The sequence below is a fragment of the Aliidiomarina sp. genome, assembly GCF_047920995.1.
GTDB lineage: Bacteria > Pseudomonadota > Gammaproteobacteria > Enterobacterales > Alteromonadaceae > Aliidiomarina.
Map to the genome: position 1 here is coordinate 1 of NZ_JBLRWZ010000012.1, position 19,074 is coordinate 19,074.

17 protein-coding genes are annotated in these 19,074 nt (G+C 48.4%); 9 read left to right on the plus strand and 8 right to left on the minus strand.

The window, feature by feature from the left end:
• Positions 1-504 precede the first annotated feature (504 nt).
• From lpdA to ampD, 6 genes are all read right to left on the minus strand, one after another.
• Positions 505-1,929, minus strand: a complete 1,425-nt coding sequence (gene lpdA, locus ACNA7P_RS04725; protein ID WP_416257462.1) for a dihydrolipoyl dehydrogenase — start codon at positions 1,927-1,929, stop codon at positions 505-507.
• Between the two features lie 125 nt (positions 1,930-2,054).
• Positions 2,055-3,806, minus strand: coding sequence for a dihydrolipoyllysine-residue acetyltransferase (gene aceF / locus ACNA7P_RS04730; protein WP_416257463.1), 1,752 nt, complete (start codon positions 3,804-3,806; stop codon positions 2,055-2,057).
• A 10-nt stretch (positions 3,807-3,816) separates the two neighbouring features.
• Positions 3,817-6,483 (minus strand): pyruvate dehydrogenase (acetyl-transferring), homodimeric type, encoded by a 2,667-nt coding sequence (gene aceE / locus ACNA7P_RS04735; RefSeq protein ID WP_416257464.1) that lies wholly within the window; start codon positions 6,481-6,483, stop codon positions 3,817-3,819.
• A gap of 9 nt (positions 6,484-6,492) precedes the next feature.
• On the minus strand, positions 6,493-7,263 hold the full coding sequence (gene pdhR, locus ACNA7P_RS04740) for a pyruvate dehydrogenase complex transcriptional repressor PdhR (protein ID WP_416257465.1): 771 nt from the start codon (positions 7,261-7,263) through the stop codon (positions 6,493-6,495).
• Between the two features lie 148 nt (positions 7,264-7,411).
• Positions 7,412-8,206 carry a regulatory signaling modulator protein AmpE gene (ampE, locus tag ACNA7P_RS04745; protein WP_416257466.1) on the minus strand — a complete coding sequence of 265 codons (795 nt, stop codon included), beginning with the start codon at positions 8,204-8,206 and terminating at the stop codon, positions 7,412-7,414.
• A 5-nt stretch (positions 8,207-8,211) separates the two neighbouring features.
• A complete protein-coding gene (gene ampD, locus ACNA7P_RS04750) occupies positions 8,212-8,787 on the minus strand; it encodes a 1,6-anhydro-N-acetylmuramyl-L-alanine amidase AmpD (RefSeq protein WP_416257467.1) in 576 nt (191 codons plus the stop codon).
• 98 nt (positions 8,788-8,885) lie between these two features.
• Between ampD and ACNA7P_RS04755 the strand changes: the two genes are divergently transcribed.
• The 9 genes from ACNA7P_RS04755 to yacG all read left to right on the plus strand — a co-directional run bounded on the left by ACNA7P_RS04755 (position 8,886) and on the right by yacG (position 15,762).
• Positions 8,886-9,410, plus strand: coding sequence for a retropepsin-like aspartic protease family protein (locus tag ACNA7P_RS04755; protein ID WP_416257468.1), 525 nt, complete (start codon positions 8,886-8,888; stop codon positions 9,408-9,410).
• A gap of 61 nt (positions 9,411-9,471) precedes the next feature.
• Entirely contained in the window at positions 9,472-10,374 is a 903-nt protein-coding gene (gene nadC, locus ACNA7P_RS04760; RefSeq protein WP_416257469.1) for a carboxylating nicotinate-nucleotide diphosphorylase, read from the plus strand.
• A gap of 92 nt (positions 10,375-10,466) precedes the next feature.
• A complete protein-coding gene (locus ACNA7P_RS04765) occupies positions 10,467-10,934 on the plus strand; it encodes a pilin (RefSeq protein WP_416257470.1) in 468 nt (155 codons plus the stop codon).
• Between the two features lie 85 nt (positions 10,935-11,019).
• Positions 11,020-12,036, plus strand: coding sequence for a GspE/PulE family protein (locus ACNA7P_RS04770; RefSeq protein ID WP_416257471.1), 1,017 nt, complete (start codon positions 11,020-11,022; stop codon positions 12,034-12,036).
• Positions 12,037-12,044: 8 nt separating this feature from the next.
• A complete protein-coding gene (locus tag ACNA7P_RS04775; RefSeq protein ID WP_416257472.1) occupies positions 12,045-13,232 on the plus strand; it encodes a type II secretion system F family protein in 1,188 nt (395 codons plus the stop codon).
• Between the two features lie 46 nt (positions 13,233-13,278).
• Entirely contained in the window at positions 13,279-14,148 is an 870-nt protein-coding gene (locus tag ACNA7P_RS04780; protein WP_416257473.1) for a prepilin peptidase, read from the plus strand.
• Positions 14,145-14,741: a dephospho-CoA kinase gene (gene coaE / locus ACNA7P_RS04785; protein WP_416257474.1), complete on the plus strand. Its 597-nt coding sequence runs from the start codon at positions 14,145-14,147 to the stop codon at positions 14,739-14,741. Before ACNA7P_RS04780 ends, coaE begins: the two co-directional genes overlap by 4 nt.
• 65 nt (positions 14,742-14,806) lie before the next feature.
• Entirely contained in the window at positions 14,807-15,553 is a 747-nt protein-coding gene (locus ACNA7P_RS04790) for a cell division protein ZapD (protein ID WP_416257475.1), read from the plus strand.
• A 32-nt stretch (positions 15,554-15,585) separates the two neighbouring features.
• The gene (yacG, locus tag ACNA7P_RS04795) at positions 15,586-15,762 is read left to right on the plus strand and encodes a DNA gyrase inhibitor YacG (RefSeq protein WP_416257520.1); all 177 of its coding nucleotides are present in this window, start codon (positions 15,586-15,588) and stop codon (positions 15,760-15,762) included.
• A 62-nt stretch (positions 15,763-15,824) separates the two neighbouring features.
• Here the strand turns inward: yacG and mutT are convergent, their stop codons facing one another.
• Together mutT and secA are read right to left on the minus strand one after the other, a co-directional pair.
• A complete protein-coding gene (mutT, locus tag ACNA7P_RS04800) occupies positions 15,825-16,253 on the minus strand; it encodes an 8-oxo-dGTP diphosphatase MutT (RefSeq protein WP_416257476.1) in 429 nt (142 codons plus the stop codon).
• A 27-nt stretch (positions 16,254-16,280) separates the two neighbouring features.
• Positions 16,281-19,010 (minus strand): preprotein translocase subunit SecA, encoded by a 2,730-nt coding sequence (gene secA / locus ACNA7P_RS04805; protein WP_416257477.1) that lies wholly within the window; start codon positions 19,008-19,010, stop codon positions 16,281-16,283.
• Between the last annotated feature and the right edge of the window lie 64 nt (positions 19,011-19,074).

Below are 19,074 nucleotides of genomic sequence, written 5' to 3' on the forward strand. Positions count from 1 at the left end.
GCCCCTATTATCACGCCAAAAAAACCGACAATTGGTACTAGAGCTATAAATCCATCTTTCACTCAACACCTCTTTGAATGCTAACATTTGTATATAAAGCACGCACACTTTGCAGCGCATGGCAGAGCGTTAAAAAAACATAAGGGGCATTGAAATTAAAGAAGAATAATGAAATGCGTCCCTGTAGTGCTCGGCGTAAAAGTGAGCGTTCCTGTTTATTATAGATAGTGTGCGTGCGCATTAATTCCGGTAGCGATGCTCAGTATCTGGGTTGTTTAAATTACAAGTTGTTAACATTACGGCTTTTTTTGCAGAAGGGCAAGTTGATAACGAGAATTGGGTTGCGCGTTATTGCGCACGCTTGAATATCTTTGTGAGTTGCTGTAGTTCGTGGAGTTAGTGCAACAAAAAAGGCCTAACAATGATTTGCATCATCGAAGGCCTTAATTAGATTTAGCGGGTAGGGTTTCTCACCACAGCCACTAAGCGTTCAAAAGCTAGAAATTACTTCTTCTTCGCTTTCTTGTTTGGTAAATCGGTGATTGAACCTTCCATTACTTCAGCGGCTAGGCCTACTGATTCATGTAAGGTTGGGTGGGCGTGTACAGTTAACGCGATGTCTTCTGCATCGGCACCCATTTCAATTGCTAAGCACACTTCGCCAAGTAGTTCGCCGGCGTGTGCACCAACCATTGCGCCACCAAGAATTCGATGGGTTTCTTTATCGAAAATCAATTTCGTAAAGCCATCGGTTGCGCCTGAAGCAATTGCTCGGCCAGAAGCAGACCAAGGGAATACCGCGGTTTCAATGGCAATATTCTGCTCTTTGGCTTCTTTCTCGGTTAAACCTGCCCATGCAACTTCTGGATCGGTGTACGCGATTGAAGGAATTACTTTTGGATCGAAGAAGTGCTTCTTACCAGAAATAACTTCGGCAGCTACGTGGCCTTCGTGTACGGCTTTGTGGGCAAGCATTGGCTGGCCAACGATATCGCCAATAGCGAAGATGTGCTCTACGTTGGTGCGCAATTGCTTATCTACTTCAATGAAGCCTTTATCGGTAACTTTTACGCCAGCTTTATCTGCACCCAACTTGCCGCCATTTGGTGTACGGCCAACAGCTACGAGTACAGCATCGTATTTCACTGGTTTTTCTGGGGCGTTTTTGCCTTCGAAGGTTACGTGAATGCCATCTTTCTTGGCTTCTACTTTAGTTACCTTGGTTTCCAACATGATGTTATCGAATTTCGATTTCATCGATTTGGTAAACACTTTAATTAAATCTTTATCGGCTGCTGGAATTAGCTGGTCCATGAACTCAACTACATCTAGCTTAGAGCCTAATGCGCTGTATACACAGCCCATTTCCAAGCCGATAATACCACCGCCAAGAAGCAACATTTTCTTCGGTACGAATGGTAGTTCTAACGCATCGGTAGAATCCCAAATACGCTCATCGTCATGTGGAATGAACGGCAATTCTACAGGTTGTGAACCGGCAGCAATAATCGCGTTATCGAACTTGATTACTGTTTCTTTATCGCCAGTAACTTTTAGTTCGTTAGCGCCAGTGAATTCACCTTTACCGGTAACCACTTGCACTTTACGCATTTTCGACATTTGCCCAAGGCCGTTAGTAAGCTGGCTTACTACTTTGCTTTTGTGCTCACGAATTTTATCGAGGTCGATTTTTGGCTCAGCAAACGAAACACCGGTGTCGCCTAGGTGTTTTGCATCATCAATGTGCTTGGCCAAATGCAATAATGCTTTTGAAGGGATACAGCCTACGTTCAAGCACACACCGCCTAACACGTTGTAACGCTCTACGATAACTACATCTAAACCTAAATCGGCTGCACGGAACGCTGCTGAGTAACCACCAGGGCCACCGCCTAGAACTACAACCTGTGTTTTAATTTCGTTGCTCATGTTCACCCCTATTCTGTTTGCCAATGGCGTAGCTGATGAGGATATTTCTGCTTTCAACCACGCAATTCGCTTTGTAATTCACTTTTCGGGCAATATTGTACCGAGAAAACCTCGGTACGTCTTGCCTAGAGTATAATTTTCCGGATATCGCTTAGTACGCTGCTCAGGTACACAGTAAAGCGTGCTGCGAGCGCGCCGTCTATTACCCGATGGTCGTAAGAAAGGCTGAGCGGCAGCATTAAGCGTGGCTCGAATTCCTTACCATTCCATACCGGTTTGAAATCGCTTTTCGATACGCCCAAAATAGCTACTTCTGGCGCATTAACGATTGGCGTGAACGCAGTACCACCAATGCCACCTAGGCTAGAAATTGACATACAGCCACCTTGCATATCGGCTGATTTCAATTTGCCATCGCGGGCACGAATGCTTACATCGGCGAGTTCACGTGAAAGCTCCACAATGCCTTTCTTATCTACATCACGAATTACTGGCACTACCAAACCTTTTGGCGTATCTACCGCGATACCGATATGAATATACTTCTTCATAATCAGGTGCTCGCCATCTTCGTGCAATGAAGAATTGAACTGCGGGAACTCGGCTAATGCTTTCGCCAGGGCTTTCATAATGAATACCAGTGGCGTGAACTTCACATCGGCTTTGCGCTTCGCTAACTGCTCGTTTTCACCTTTACGGAATGCTTCTAGCTCGGTGATATCTGCTTCATCAAACTGCGTTACATGTGGAATGGTTACCCAGTTGCGATGTAGATTTGGCCCCGAAATACGCTGAATACGGGTCATTTCTACTTCTTCAATTTCACCAAACTTGCTGAAATCTACTTTTGGCTGGGCAATCACTTGCAAGCCGCCTTCGCCACCGGTGCCTGGTGCTGAAGATGCTTTTGGCCGTGAAAGCTCGTATTTCACAAACTCTTGCACATCTTGCTTCAGTACGCGGTTTTTCGGGCCGGTGCCAGAAACCTTGCTAAGATCTACCCCAAACTCGCGTGCTACCCGGCGCACTGCCGGTGAAGCGTGTACCAATGCATCGGCTTTGCCTTTGCGGCCCAGCGGATGATCGGGCACTGGCGGCTCTTTTCTGCTTCCAGAGCTGCGCTCACTACTGCTGCTCGCATCGCTTTCGCTTGTGTCTGTTTTCGAATCAGCTTCGCTTTTCGAGCTCTTTTCTTCTTGCGTATCAGAGCTAGAATCTGCGCTATCAGCCTCTTCCTCGCCATCATCTTCACCAGCGATTTCCAGCTCTAGCACTAACGAGCCTTCTTTTACTTTATCACCCACTTTCACTTTCAAGCTTTTCACTTTACCGGCTCGTGGGCTAGGCACATCCATGGTGGCTTTATCGGTTTCTAGGGTAATTAGGCCATCTTCTTCCGATACCTCATCGCCTTCGCTAACCAATACTTCGATAACATCAACTTCGCCGGAATCACCGATATCAGGCACGCTTACTTCAATTACTTTGCTACCGCCAGACGATTTCTTCGGCTTAGCATCAGCTTTTGGTGTCTCTTTCTCAGCGTCTTCTTTCGGCGCTTCTTCTTTCTCTTCTTTCTCTTCTTTCTCTTCTTTTGGCGCTTCAGCTTTCTCATCGGCCTCTTCATCAGAGCCAGAATCTGCAGCTTCCATAAGCGCCAGCAAATCACCTTCGCTGATCTTATCGCCCACTTTCACTTTCAGGCTTTTCACTACGCCGCCAAATGGCGCAGGGATATCCATCGAGGCTTTATCCGATTCCACTGTTACCAGTGAATCTTCTGCATCAACGTTATCGCCTTCGCTTACCAATACTTCAATTACTTCTACACTTTCCCCACCAACGTCGGGAACTTTAACTTCTTTTGCATCAGCCATCATGTTCTCCTTACGCGTTGAGTGGGTTCGCTTTATCTACATCGATACCGAAATCTTTAATGGCTTTCGTTACTACTTTCTTATCGATATCCCCTGCTTTCGCTAGCTCAGAAAGTGCTGCCAATACGATGTACTCTGGGCTCACTTCAAAGTGGCGGCGCAAGTTCTCGCGGCTATCTGAACGACCGAAGCCATCGGTACCTAATACGCGATACGGCGCTGGCACCCATGCACGTACTTGATCGGCGTAAAGCTTCATGTAATCCGTTGCTGCAATTACAGGGCCTTCGGTTTTCTCAAGTAACTCAGTAATGTAAGCCTTTTTCTCTTTCTTGCTTGGATTCAGCATGTTGTAACGCTCTACATCCAAACCATCGCGCGCAAGTTCGTTAAACGAGGTAGCGCTGAACACGGTTGCCTGTACGCCGAAATCATCGGCCAATATGCTGGCTGCTTTACGTACTTGCTGCAAAATAGAACCCGAACCTAATAAGCGTACTTTGCCATTCGCTTTCTTCGGCTTCACTTCGTCTAGCTGGTAAATACCACGCAGAATGCCTTCTTCAACACCTTCTGGCATTTCTGGCTGCTTGTAGTTCTCGTTCAGCACCGTTAGGTAATAGAACACGTTTTCCTGCTCACCATACATGCGGCGCATACCATCGTGCACAATTACCGCTACTTCGTAGCCATAGGTTGGATCGTAGGTAATACAGTTTGGCACGGTACCGAAATGCAAGTGGCTGTGGCCATCTTGGTGCTGCAAGCCTTCGCCATTCAAGGTTGTACGGCCTGCCGTACCACCAATCAAGAAACCACGAGTTTGGCTATCACCAGCGGCCCACACTAAATCACCTACACGTTGGAAACCAAACATTGAGTAATAAGTGTAGAACGGGATCATCGGCTCGTTGTTGGTAGAGTAGCTAGTACCCGCTGCCACAAACGATGCCATTGCACCTAGTTCGTTAATCCCTTCTTGCAGTACCTGGCCTTTTTTATCTTCACGATAGTAGGCCACTTGATCTGCATCTTGTGGGGTATATTTCTGGCCTTGGCTAGAATAAATACCTACTTGGCGGAACAAGCCTTCCATACCAAAAGTACGCGCTTCATCTGGAATAATTGGCACAATGCGCTGGCCAATTTTCTTATCTTTCAGCAATGCCGTAAGTACACGTACAAACGCCATAGTGGTAGAAATTTCCCGATCGCCTGAGCCTTTCAATACCGCATCAAAAATCTTCAATGCTGGAATCTCGAGATCTTTATCGGTTTCAGCGCGGCGCACTGGCATAAAGCCACCCAGCTTCTCGCGGCGTTCCTTCATATACTTCATTTCTTCGCTATCTTCTGGGAAGCGATAGAACGGCATTTCTTCTAAATCTTCATCTTTAACTGGAATGTTGAAGCGATCGCGGAAGTGCTTAATGGCTTCTACATCCATTTTCTTCACTTGGTGCGCTACGTTTTTACCTTCACCCGCAGCACCCATGCCGTAACCTTTTACGGTTTTCGCCAAAATAACCTGTGGCCGGCCTTTGGTGTTCACTGCTTTATGGTAAGCCGCGTACACTTTTACTGGATCGTGGCCACCACGGTTTAAGCGCCAAATATCTTCATCAGAAAGGTTGGCCACCATCGCTTTAGTTTCTTCCGTTTTGCCGAAGAATTTCTCGCGGGTATACGCACCACCTTTCGCTTTGTAGTTTTGGTATTCGCCATCTACGCTGGTTTGCATAATTTCGGCAAGCTTACCTTCGGTATCTCGATATAACAGCGGATCCCAGTAGCGGCCCCAAATTACTTTAATTACTTCCCAGCCAGCACCACGGAATGTGCCTTCCAGCTCTTGAATGATTTTGCCGTTACCACGTACCGGGCCATCTAAGCGCTGTAAGTTACAGTTCACGATAAAGGTAAGGTTATCCAAACCTTCACGGGTAGCTAAACCAATGGCACCTAAGCTTTCTGGCTCATCTACTTCGCCATCGCCTAAGAAGCAATATACGCGCTGGTTCGAGCAATCTTTAATGCCGCGATCGGTAAGGTACTTCAAGAAACGCGCGGTATAAATTGCCTGCATTGGGCCAAGGCCCATAGATACGGTTGGAAACTGCCAGAAATCTGGCATCAACTTCGGATGCGGATACGAAGAAATACCGGTGCCATCTACTTCTTGGCGGAAGCCATCCAGTTGCTCTTCGGTAAGCCGGCCTTCAAGGAACGCCCGGGCATAAATACCTGGCGAAACGTGGCCCTGAATAAATAAGAAATCGCCGCCATCTTCACCTGGAGCACGGAAGAAGTGGTTGAAGCCCACATCGTACAACATGGCTGAAGAAGCAAAGCTGGAAATGTGGCCGCCAAGCTCTAGATCTTTCTTCGAAGCCCGCAATACCATCGCCAATGCGTTCCAGCGAATCGCTGCCCGAATCCGCGCTTCCAAGGTATGATCGCCCGGCATTACTGGCTCTTGGCTAACTGGAATGGTATTCAGGTAGGCAGTAGTAGGCTGATACGGCAAATACGCACCACTGCGGCGCGCTTTATCAATCAGCTGCTCAAGAATAAAATGCGCCCGCTCTGGGCCTTCAGCATCAAGTACGGCTTCTAGTGAATCAAGCCATTCTTGTGTTTCTTGCTGATCAATATCGTGTTGATCTAAATCTGACATAGTAATTCCTTACTTCTCCGCTGGAGTGGATAACGGTTCACTCCGCCGCAACGCTCGTTGCAGCCGGGTGTGCTCCCGATTCAGGTGTAATAACGTTCCTTCAATATAAGCCAAATGTTGGTGGCAGGCATCCCGTGCTTGCTCAGGCTCTCGTGCAATAATTGCATCAACAATTGCTTGCCGATGAATATGTAACTGCTCCCGCACATCACTGCGTTGGGAAAGAATTTCTAAATTACGGCGCATATTTTCTTGCAGCAATTCGCGCATACCGCGCACAAGGTGCAATAACACCACATTGTGCGAAGCTTCCGCGATGCTGGCATAAAACACCATTAATGCTTTTGCTTGTTCTTCTATACTGCTTTCGCGCAGCTCGCGGATCGCCGCAAAGCTTTCCGCGATGTGTACTAAATCTGTATCGGTACCGCGCATCGCCGCGTAAAAAGAGGAAACGCCCTCTAATGCGTGGCGAAATTCGAGTAAATCAAATTGTGATTCGGGGTGGCGTGCAAGTAATTCGAACAATGGCTCGCTTACTTGCTGATCAAGTGCACCGCTTACGTAGGTTCCGCCGCCTTGGCGCCGCGAAAGTAAGCGTTTGGCTTCTAGCTTTTGAATGGCTTCTCGTAACGAAGGGCGGGAAACCGCAAATTTCACCGCTAGCTCACGCTCAGAAGGCAAGCGTTCGCCTGGCCCCCAGGTGCCATCAACTATCATTGCTTCTATTTGAGCAACGATAATATCGGAAAGCTTGGTTTGCGCTACGCGTTGAATCATTCATTTCCCATTTGGTTTTGTGCGAGTGGCAGCTTTCCGGCTAGGAAAACTGCCACCTCACGAATAATTGGTATTACCAATTTACCACTTGAGCGAGATTATAACGCTGTTTTAGCAAAAACCCAAGTATTTTAAACTACCCAATTGGTCATACCACCCAACCGAAGAGGGTAAGAATGGCCACCGCCACCAACACTAAAATCATATTGCGGCGCGCTAAAGCCACTAAAATCTCGGCTTCCACCACCTCATCATCTTCTTCCACATCAATATCTTCAGCGGCTACGGCAACGCTATTCAATTGCTGTTCTGGCTCATGAATACCTTTTGGCAGAATATCTAACCAAGCCGCCAAACCGCGCGTGAAATGCCCTACGAGTAAATAGCCAAACGCCGCAATGCGCAGTGGCAACCATTCTACCCAAGCTAATAGCTTTGGAAATACTTCTGCACGTTCACGCAGCAAGCCATAGGCTAACGCACCGGGTGCGCCTAAAATAATGAACCACAGCGATACCGCCGCGTAATAACGGAAATTTAGCCACACCAATTGTTGCCCTACACGGAGTTCCGTATCTGCCGGATAGCGAATTGCTTGCATGTGCTCTTGCATTTCTTCGTCATCGCCCCGCTTTGCTGCTAGAAAATACGCCCGCAATGCTGCTCGCTGCGGCCGACAACCGAGCACTAATGTAAGTACAACAATGTTCACTAATACCGCTGCTAGCACGCTGCTATTAATCCACATCAGCAGCGCCAGCAGAATCGCCGGCGCTAACACCAATAACGGACCGAATAGATCATGCTCACGCCAACTGCTTACATCATCTTTCTCGCTAAGCCAGCGATCCCAACGTTCCGCAATGGCGGTTAATTTCCATATATCGGGTGTTATTCGGAGGCGCTCCAAAATTAACGCTATAAATAACGAAAACACGATCATGTTGATTATTTCCTTGTGTTATTAATGGCCTTTTGCGCTTGCAAAAGGGTACGAAAATGATGCCAGTTAAATGCCGGGCCTGGGTCTGTTTTGCGCCCAGGCGCTATATCTTCATGGCCAACAATACGCGAATCAGTAATGGCCGGATAGTTTTCTTGAATAACTGCCGCCATTGCCGCTAACGATCGATACTGTAATTCAGTGTAGGGGGTGTTATCCGTTCCCTCAAGTTCGATACCGATGGAAAAATCATTACAGCGTTCGCGCCCCTGCCATTCTGAAACGCCGGCGTGCCACGCACGCTGATCGAAATCAACATACTGCACAATACTGCCATCGCGCCTGATCAAACAATGGGCGGAAACACGTAATCCTTGTAGTACTACAAAATCTTCATGGGCATTACAATCCAAGCAGCCTAGAAATAGATCGTTAATGTAAGGGCCACCAAATTGGCCAGCTGGCAAACTAATGCCATGCACTACGAGCAAGCTAATATCGGTACTATCGGGCCGCGCATCGGCGTGGGGTGATACGCAGTGGGCAACCGGCTGTAATCGGTGGTGTTGCAAAATAAGCACAAGTAACCTCAATGATTTCGCTGTTCGCGTATGTTCTTGATATGATGCATACAGTATCCGAATTTAATCGGTAAAGGTAAAGTGGGGCATATACAGCAATGAAAATGATGTTTAGCTCGAATGATCCAACCAAGCGCGTAGGCAGTTGGTTTGCATGGTTTGCTTGGATAGCTGTGCTGTTTGTGCTGTACACATGGTTCGATAACTTTTTGGATAAGAAAGAAAACCCCAACCAACAAGTAATGAGCTACCGCGATAATGGCACTGCAGTAGTAGAGTTAAAGCAAAATCCCAGTGGCCACTACATTGCCAACGGTTTTATTAATGGCGCACAGGTAAGCTTTTTGCTCGATACCGGCGCTACCCAAGTGGCGATTCCTGGCCGGATGGCCGATTCGTTAAACTTGCGGGCCGGCCAACGGGTGCAAGTGCGCACCGCGAGTGGCATTGCTACCGCCTACCAAACAGAAATATCAGAGCTGCAACTTGGCGAGATTCGCCTGTATAATGTTGCCGCTACTATTGTTCCCGATTACGATAGCAACCATGTTTTATTGGGCATGAGCGCGTTGCGCGCCCTTGAATTTAGCCAACGCGATCGGGTATTAACGATTCGCCAGTAACTTTTGATTTTGGCTCGGGCAACGTTGCCCAGCCGCACTAACTGCAAGGTAATTGCTGCGCATGAGTACCGCACACTCTGAACGATTAAGTTCTGCAATTTTAGGAACCGATACCGCACTTCTAGAAAGCATTCCAGCCCAAGTTACTGCCGCACTTGCGGAAGATTTGGGTGGCGAAATGAATGCCGATGCCGATGTTACCGCCAGCTTAATTCCCGAGCAGCAACAAGCGAGTGCGCGGCTAATAACCCGAGAAGCCGGTGTGCTATGTGGGGTAGCTTGGGTGAACGAAGTATTTCGCCAGTTGGGCGATAGCGTAAGCGTTGAATGGCACGTAGCCGATGGCGATAACGTACAACCGAATCAGTTGCTGTGTAGCTTGCATGGCCCCGCGCGTGCATTGTTAACTGGCGAGCGCACCGCCATGAATTTCCTGCAAACCCTTTCCGCTACCGCTACAGCTGTAGCCAGTGCTGTGCAGCATTTACAAGGTACTAATACCGAGCTATTAGATACGCGAAAAACCATTCCTGGCCTACGCTTGGCGCAAAAATATGCGGTACGCTGTGGTGGCGGTAGCAACCATCGTATCGGCTTATTTGATGCCTTTTTGATTAAAGAAAACCACATAGCGGCCTGCGGCGGCATTCGCCAGGCCATTGCTTCTGCCCGGCAGAATTACCCCGGCCGTTGGGTAGAAGTAGAAACTGAAAGCCTTGCCGAGCTGGAGCTGGCATTGGCCGCTGGTGCCGATGTGATTATGTTGGATAACTTCAGCTTGGAAGATATTCGCACTGCGGTAGAGCTTACCCGTGGCCAAGCCAAATTAGAAGTGTCTGGCAATGTAACCAGTGATCAGTTGGCGATGTATGCAGCTACTGGCGTAGATTATATTTCTTCGGGCGCGCTAACTAAGCATGTGCACGCGATGGATTTATCGATGCGCATTACTACTTTGTTGTAAGTTAAAGCGGAACGAGAGCTACTTTTCTTTACCCTCTCGCATTTCCCTTCTATTACTCATGGTGTACTTCTTACTCGCAAAAGGAATTGCTGATGAGGTTGTTTACCTATTCCCGTGGTTTTAACTTAATTGAGCTCATGATTGTGGTGGCCATTATTGGCGTGCTCAGCTCATTTGCCGTACCCGCGTACACCGATTATACCCAACGTGCTCGGGCTGGCACGGCGCTGGTAAGTTTGCAGGCATGGCAAACCGCAATTAATTTGTGCTGGCAAATGGAAGGCTCACTCACCCCCTGCTCTAGCTTTGGCCAACGCGGTATTCCCGTATCTACCGCACCCTACCCAGAAGGCGTGGAAAGTATTAGCCCAGGCTCGGTGGCCGGTTCAATTCGCGCCACTTTAAGTGTGCGTGATGGGCAAGGTAACGCTCTGCAAGTAGAGCTGCGCCCCGCTGCTACCGCAACCCAACTGCAATGGTTAATTGCCTGTTCCGATTTTGGTGCCAGTGAAGGCCTTGGCATGCGTATTCCCCATTGCGCTGCAGCGCTTAGTTCCTAGTTTATAGCGTTGTTTTTAGCTTGGTCTTATCGTTCACGGCTGCAGCTACACCCGCATTCCTAAGCCATAGAGAGCAAATGAATTTATGCATCAACTCAGCCAAGATCTCAGTGCCTTTTTGCAAGCGCAAGCCAACCGCGGTGTTTCCGATCTGCACCTCGAGGCAGTGAATAACGGCTATCGTTGGCGGTGTCGGTTTTTAGGTGAACTGAGCGCGCCCCCTGAGCAGCAACAGCTGCTCAGTGAGCATGAAGGTTTACGCATTATTGCCGCGTTGAAAACAGCCGCTGGGCTTGATACTACCGAGCGCCGATTGCCACAGGATGGCCGCATTCAAATTACCGCGAGCACAGGGTGTATCGATTGCCGGCTCAACAGTATTGCCACGTTGCGCGGCGAAAAGCTGGTGCTGCGCTTGCAGTTAACCCACCAACAGGCACTGCCACTTACCGAGCTGGGTATGCTGCCACAACAACTGCAACAAGCCGAAAGCGCTTTACAATTGCAAGAAGGGCTTATTCTAGTTACCGGCCCTACCGGCAGCGGCAAAACTCGCACCTTATATGCCATGCTGCAGATTCTTGCCGCGCAAACCAAGAACATTGCCACCGTGGAAGACCCAGTAGAAGTAGCTTTAGCGGGCGTTAACCAAGTACCAATAAAACCCGCCATTGGCCTTACCTTCGCCACGGCTTTGCGCGCGCTATTGCGGCAAGATCCGGATGTGTTGATGGTGGGCGAAATTCGCGATGCAGAAACCGCCCATATTGCGGTGCAAGCAGCACAAACCGGCCATTTAGTGTTTGCCACCCTACATGCTAGCGCGGCGCTGAACGCTATTATTCGCCTGCAACAACTAGGGATAGATAACTACCAATTGGCAACTTGCCTGCAACTGTTGATAAACCAGCGGTTAATTACCGTGGCCAAACAGCGCCAAGGCGTATTTCAGCTGCATGCAATGCATGAGCAGTTGCGCCAAGCCTTGTTGGCGGGGCCATCGCAAGCCAACTATTGGCAACAATTGCGGCAGTGCTTACAACACACTGAGGTGAGCTCGTTAAGTGAATTCACCGATAGCGTACGGTTGAGCGAACAATAGGAACTGCTATGGTATGGTTTAAATGGCAAGGCCTGCACGCGGAAACCGGCCCACAACGCGGGCTACTGAAAGCACGCTCGCAACAGGCTGCTGCGCTTACGTTGAGTGAGCAGAAAATTCGCGTAACGGCACTCAAGCCTATGGGCACACAGTATCGCCAACCAGATAACAGCCAATTTTTATGCAAGTTTTTGTATCAATGGCAGAGCTTGTTAAGTGCTGGGTTTGATCATCGCCAAGCATGGATGCACTTGCACCAACAAAGCAAAACCCAATTACAGGCCGACGCCAGCGCGGGGGTTGTTCGGGCCTTAAACGAAGGCCTAAGTATTGCGAAAGCCATGGGCCAATATCCCCAACTGTTCCCCGATTCGATTTGTGCATGGGTAAAAATTGGTGAAGAAACCGGCCGGCTAGGCGATGTGCTATCGCGCTTGGTAAGCAACTTAACCGCAGAGCAAAGCCGCCGCCAACAAATGCGAGCAGCATTGCGCTATCCACTCATTGTGTTGGCCGTGGCGGGGCTTACGGTATTGTTAATGGTGTTTTTTCTATTACCTAAATTCGCGGCAATCTATGCGCAGTTGGAAGTGCCGCTGCCGCCCTTAACCGCGCTGCTGTTGCAACTGAATAGCCCAGCCATACAGCAACAGATGGTGCTAGGGCTAGTGGCGGCCACACTCTTGCTACTCTTCATTCGCTACCGAGCTAGCATAGCCATGCTGAGCTTTCGTGGTGCCAGCAGAATTTATGCTCTACCGCTGCTGGGCCGATGGTGGAGCAACCAACATGTATTGCATGGTCTGGATATGCTGGTGCTTACCCTCGCCAGTGGCATTCCTTTGCAGCAAGGCTGTGCGCTAATTGCGCGATTTTCTGCCAGTGGTTACTGGCAACACCATTGGCACATGGCCAGTAAACACCTCAGCCAAGGTATTACTTTGGCGCAAACCCTAAGCCGCACTATATTGCCCACGGTGTTGCTGGAAGCCATCGCCACTGGCGAGCAAAGCGGGCAACTTGTGCAGCAACTGCAGTTCGCTATGCGCCAACTTACCGAGCAGCTTAGCGAGCAACAGCAACGAATCAGCCAATTGCTGCCCACTGTTGTATTAATAGCCGTGAGTATTATTGTATTACTGTTATTATTGGCATTGTATTTGCCACTCTTTCAGCTTGGCCAAACAGTGCGTTAAGATACGGGCTACGGCCGCCGGTTATGTATAAACAAGGATATAGCGAATGGAAGTTTTTCAAGTTTACCCAATGCTAGGGTATGTGTTTGCCACCCTACTCGGGCTTGTGTTTGGTAGCTTTGCCAATGTGGTAATCGCCCGCTTGCCGCGCATGTTAGAGCTGCAATGGCGCAAAGAATGTGCCGAGAGCTTTACCGAGCTACAAGAACACAACGAAGAAGAGCCGCGCACGCGCTTTAATTTAGCCTACCCGGCATCACACTGCCCAAGTTGTGGCCACCGCATTCGGTGGTATGAAAATATCCCCCTACTTAGCTATTTGTTTCTGCGTGGTAAGTGCTCGGCCTGTAAAACTAAGATTTCCATGCAGTATCCAATTGTAGAAGTACTTTCTGGCTTGCTTGCCTTGGCTGCAGTGCTGCATTTCGGCTTTAGCTACGTGGGCTTAGCCTACGCCGTACTGCTGTATTGCTTACTAATTCTCACCATGATCGATAGGCAAACCATGTTGTTGCCTGATCAAATCACTTTGCCCCTGCTCTGGCTTGGCTTGCTGTTAAGTATTTCCATATTGCCGGTAAGCCCAGTAGATGCGCTGATTGGTGCAGCAGCCGGGTATTTGTTCTTGTGGTCGGTATTTTGGGCATTCAAATTGATTACTGGTAAAGAAGGCATGGGCTACGGCGATTTCAAATTGCTGGCGGTAATTGGCGCATGGCTCGGTTGGCAAGCGCTGCCGTTGGTAATATTGCTTTCTTCTTTGGTAGGCGCCGTGTATGGCATTGGCCTGATTGTGCTGCATTTGCATGAACACAGTAAGCCGATGCCCTTTGGCCCATTTTTAGCCATTGCCGGCGGTATTGCGCTGTTTTATGCGCAACCCATTTATCAGTGGTATTGGAGTTGGGTAATATGATGGTAGTGGGTGTTACCGGCGGGATTGGCTCTGGGAAAAGCGCGGCTACCGAGCATTTTCAAAAGCTAGGTATTACCGTGGTAGATGCCGATGTAATTGCGCGCGCCATCGTGGCGCCAAACAGCCCCGTATTGCAAACCATTGTGGCTCAGTTTGGCAATGAAATAGTACATGCCGATGGCTCACTAAATCGGGCCAAGCTACGGGCCGCTATTTTTGCCGATGATGTGGCCAAACAACAGCTTAATAGCATTATGCATCCAGCTATTCGTGATGAAATCCATCGCCAGCTCGCTGCCGCCACATCGCCCTACGTAATTCTTTCTGCACCGTTATTGTTAGAAAATGGCCTAGAGCATTTATGCAACCGAGTGCTGGTGGTAGATGTTCCCGAAGCGGTGCAGCTGCAGCGCACCGTGAACCGTGATAGTGTTGATGAGGCGCAAGTGCTCTCGATTATGGCAGCGCAGCTGAAACGCGCCGAGCGCACTGCGAAAGCAGATGACATTATTGATAACAGCGGTTCGCTTACTGATTTGCGTGTGCAAGTAGAAAAACTGCACAGCCAGTACCTGAAAGCGTTAAATGAGTGAAAAACCATTGCACTGAATAAATAGCTCGTTATCATGAGAGAAGCAGTTCTACAAAGAAGAATAAAATGACCTGGAAAGCATACGAACACCCTCTCGAAGAGCGCGTTCGAGTTTATTTACGGATTGAAGCGTTACTTGATCAGCTGAACCATGCCGCCAAGCAGGTAAGTTCAGAGAATTACCCTTTGTTTTTTGGCGGCCTATTCAACCTCCTCGATTTACTCGATCGCACCGATACGCGCGCCGATTTAATCAAAGATTTAGAACGCCGCGAGAGTAAGTTAATGGCTTATTTCAATCACCCTGCTGTAGACCAGCGGCGCCTACAAGACATTCATGGCGAACTGCGCTCGGTGCTGCAAGCACTCTGTGAAGGCCATAAGTTTGGTTATACGTTGCGTGATCATCGTTTGCTAGGCAATGTGCGCCAACGCATGGGTATCATGGGTGGGCAATGCCATCACGAATTACCTGATTTACAGTTTTGGCTGCAAAAGCCAGCGGTAGATAGGGTAACCGATACCCGCGCCTGGCTAGAGCAACTTACCGTGTTGCGCGATGCTTTGAGCATGGAAATGACCATGTTACGCGAACAAACTGAATTTAAAGATCTGGTGGCCGAAAATGGTAGCTGGCAAGGGAATGAGGAAAAGCTTTCGCTATTGCGGCTACGCATTCCTGCAGAGCTTGCCGTGTATCCGCTAATTAGCGGCCATCGGCAACGTTACAATATTCGTTTTATGCAAGCTGATAATGCTGAGCGCGTTGCGCATAGTGGCCCGGTTCCATTCCAGCTTGCCCGCTGTATTTAAGGATTTTAGAAGTTATGTCGAAGAGCACCCCAATGGTTGTTGATTGCCCTACCTGCGGTAAAAAAGTGGCATGGAGTGAAAAATCAGCGTTTCGCCCGTTTTGTTCAGAGCGCTGTAAAATGATTGATTTAGGGGAATGGGCTGCGGAAGAAAAACGGATTCCGGGCGATGATCTACCGCCAATTGCTAATCCTGAAGACGATTATTAAACCGAGCACTTCTAGATGTAACGCCATACACTCAACTCGGCGTTAAAAACTCGACACACACATTAAGCTAAGCTTGCTAAACGCTCGAGTACAGCCGTTAAAATAGGTTTATTAGCGGCTGGAAACGGCAATATTGCCAAGGTTTGCGCATCGGCCCATTGCCATTCTTGGCCTTCATTGCCATGTACTTCACCAGCATAATCGCTTACCCACCACACATCTAACACTACATATTTATCGCCATAATCATGGCTTACCTGCAGTAATGGGGTAGCGTTGCTTAGGCTAATATTAAGTTCTTCATGGAGTTCGCGCGCTAATGCGATTTGCACAGGCTCGCCGTTTTCAACTTTGCCGCCGGGAAACTCCCATAAACCACCTTGATGCTGATGGTTGGCGCGTTTACTTACTAGGATTTGTGCGTGTTGATTCACAACCACCGCAACGGCTACGTGAACAGCCTGCTGCGGTGATGTGGGAGTTGGGTTCATAATCTCAAGCTCAAGGCCAATGGCAGCTTATGCAAGCTTGCCATGGCAATGTTTGTATTTCTTACCAGAGCCACAAGGACACGGATCGTTTCGGCCTACTTTCTCGCCTTCGCGAACAACTGGCGCGCCAGCTGGTTGGCCAACTTGGCCACCGGCTTGCTTCGGTGCATCTGCACTTGGCGCACTGGCATGCTGATATTCACGGGCTGCGCGTTGCTCTGCTTCTTTGCGCTTGGCTTCCATCTCTTCTACGTCTTCTTCGGCACGCACACGAACCTTACTTAAAATGCCAATTACATCAACTTTCAATGATTCCAGCATTTCTGTAAACAAGTTATAGGCTTCACGCTTATATTCTTGTTTCGGGTTTTTGTTCGCGTAGCCACGTAAATGAATACCTTGGCGTAAATGGTCCATTGCCGCCAAATGCTCTTTCCAATGAGAATCCAAGCTTTGCAACATTACCGCTTTCTCGAAGTGGCGCAGTACTTTTTCACCTACTTGCTGCTCTTTCTCTGCATAAGCTTTTACTGCTTCTTCAAGAATACGCTCACGCAGTAATTCTTCGAACAGCTTATCGTCGGTATCTAGCCATACTTGCAATGGTAAATCCAAATCAAAATCGGCACGTAAGCGATCTTCTAAGCCAGCGATATTCCACATTTCTTCCAATGATTGCGGTGGAATGTACTCATCGATAATACGGCTAATAACATCTTCACGAATTACCGCGATGGTTTCTTTAATTTCATCGCCATCAAGCAATTCATTACGCTGCTCGTACACTACTTTGCGCTGATCGTTGGCTACATCATCGTATTCCAACAATTGCTTACGAATATCAAAGTTACGCTGCTCAACTTTACGCTGGGCGTTTTCAATCGCTTTGGTTACCCACGGATGCTCAATGGCTTCGCCTTCTTGCATACCCAGGCGCTTCATCATACCGGCCATACGATCGGAAGCGAAAATGCGCATTAAGCTGTCTTCAAGTGATAAGTAGAAACGTGAGGAACCCGGATCACCTTGGCGACCCGCACGACCACGTAACTGGTTATCGATACGGCGAGATTCATGGCGTTCAGTACCTACAATGTGCAAGCCGCCCGCTTCAATTACCGCATCGTGGCGCTTTTGCCATTCAACGCGCGCTGCTTTCACTTGCTCTTCGGTTGGGTTATCCATGCCGGCAACTTCTGCCTGCCAATTACCACCCAACACGATATCGGTACCACGGCCAGCCATGTTAGTAGCGATAGTAACCGCACCAGCTTGGCCTGCTTGAGCAATAATTTCCGCTTCTTGCTCGTGGAATTTCGCGTTCAATACTTTGTGCTTAATTTTTTCTTTGGTAAGCAAACGCGATACCAGCTCTGAACTTTCAATTGAGCTAGTACCCACCAACACCGGCCGTTTGTTATCACGCTGGGTGCGGATATCATCCACAATAGCTTGATACTTCTCAGCACCCGTAAGGAAGATAAGATCCGGCTGATCATCACGAATCATCTGCTTATTGGTTGGTACAACTACGGTTTCTAAACCGTAAATTGATTGAAACTCGAATGCTTCGGTATCGGCGGTACCGGTCATGCCGGCAAGCTTATCGTATAAACGGAAGTAATTCTGGAAGGTGATCGATGCTAACGTTTGGTTCTCATTCTGAATTTTCACACCCTCTTTCGCTTCTACAGCTTGGTGCAAACCTTCAGACCAACGGCGGCCCTCCATGGTACGGCCGGTATGTTCATCAACAATTACGATTTGATCATCTTTCACAATGTAATCTACATCACGGTTAAATAAATGGTGCGCGCGTAGCGCCGCATTCACGTGATGCAGTAACGAGATGTTACTCGCTGAATACAATGATTCATTTTCATCGATTAAACCGTTACTGCGGAGCAATTCTTCAATATGCTCTTGGCCATGCTCAGTAAGGTAAAGTTGCCGTGCTTTTTCATCAACAGTGAAATCACCAGGTTCAGCATCTTCAGGGTGTTCTTCTGGTTGACGCTGCAATTGCGGCACCAAATCATTAATTTTCTTATATAAATCTGAAGAATCTTCAGCTGGGCCAGAAATGATCAACGGTGTACGTGCTTCATCGATAAGGATTGAATCCACCTCATCCACGATTGCATAGTGCAAATCACGCTGCACGCGCTCATCTTTAGTAAAGGCCATATTATCGCGTAGGTAATCGAAGCCGAATTCGTTGTTAGTGCCGTACAGGATATCGCAGGTATAAGCCGCTTTTTTATCAGTAGGGTGCATGCCGGCAACGTTTACGCCTACGGTCATGTCGAGGAATTGAAAAAACGGACGGCTAGATTCCGCATCACGGCGAGCAAGGTAATCGTTCACGGTAATGATGTGCACACCACGGCCGGTAAGGGCATTCAAGTACGCTGGTAACAATGCGGTAAGGGTTTTACCTTCACCTGTACGCATTTCCGCGATGCGGTGTTCATGGAGAATCATACCACCCACAAGCTGCACATCGAACGGGCGCATTTCTAAAACTCGCTTACTCGCTTCTCGCGCTACCGCAAATACTTCATTGAGCATTTTTTCGAGCGATTCGCCTTTGCCTAATCGCTCTTTAAACTCGGCAGTTTTCGCTTTTATTTCATCATCGCTTAGCTTTTCGTATTCAGCTTCAAGGGCGTTGATTTGCTCAACCTGTTTGCGGGTACCACGAATAATACGATCGTTACGGCTACCAAAAACTCGTTTAAAAAGACTACCTAGCATGGGGATTCAAATTCCTGTTAAAAATTCAGTTTAGTGTTAGGAAAATAAAACGGCACCGCAAACG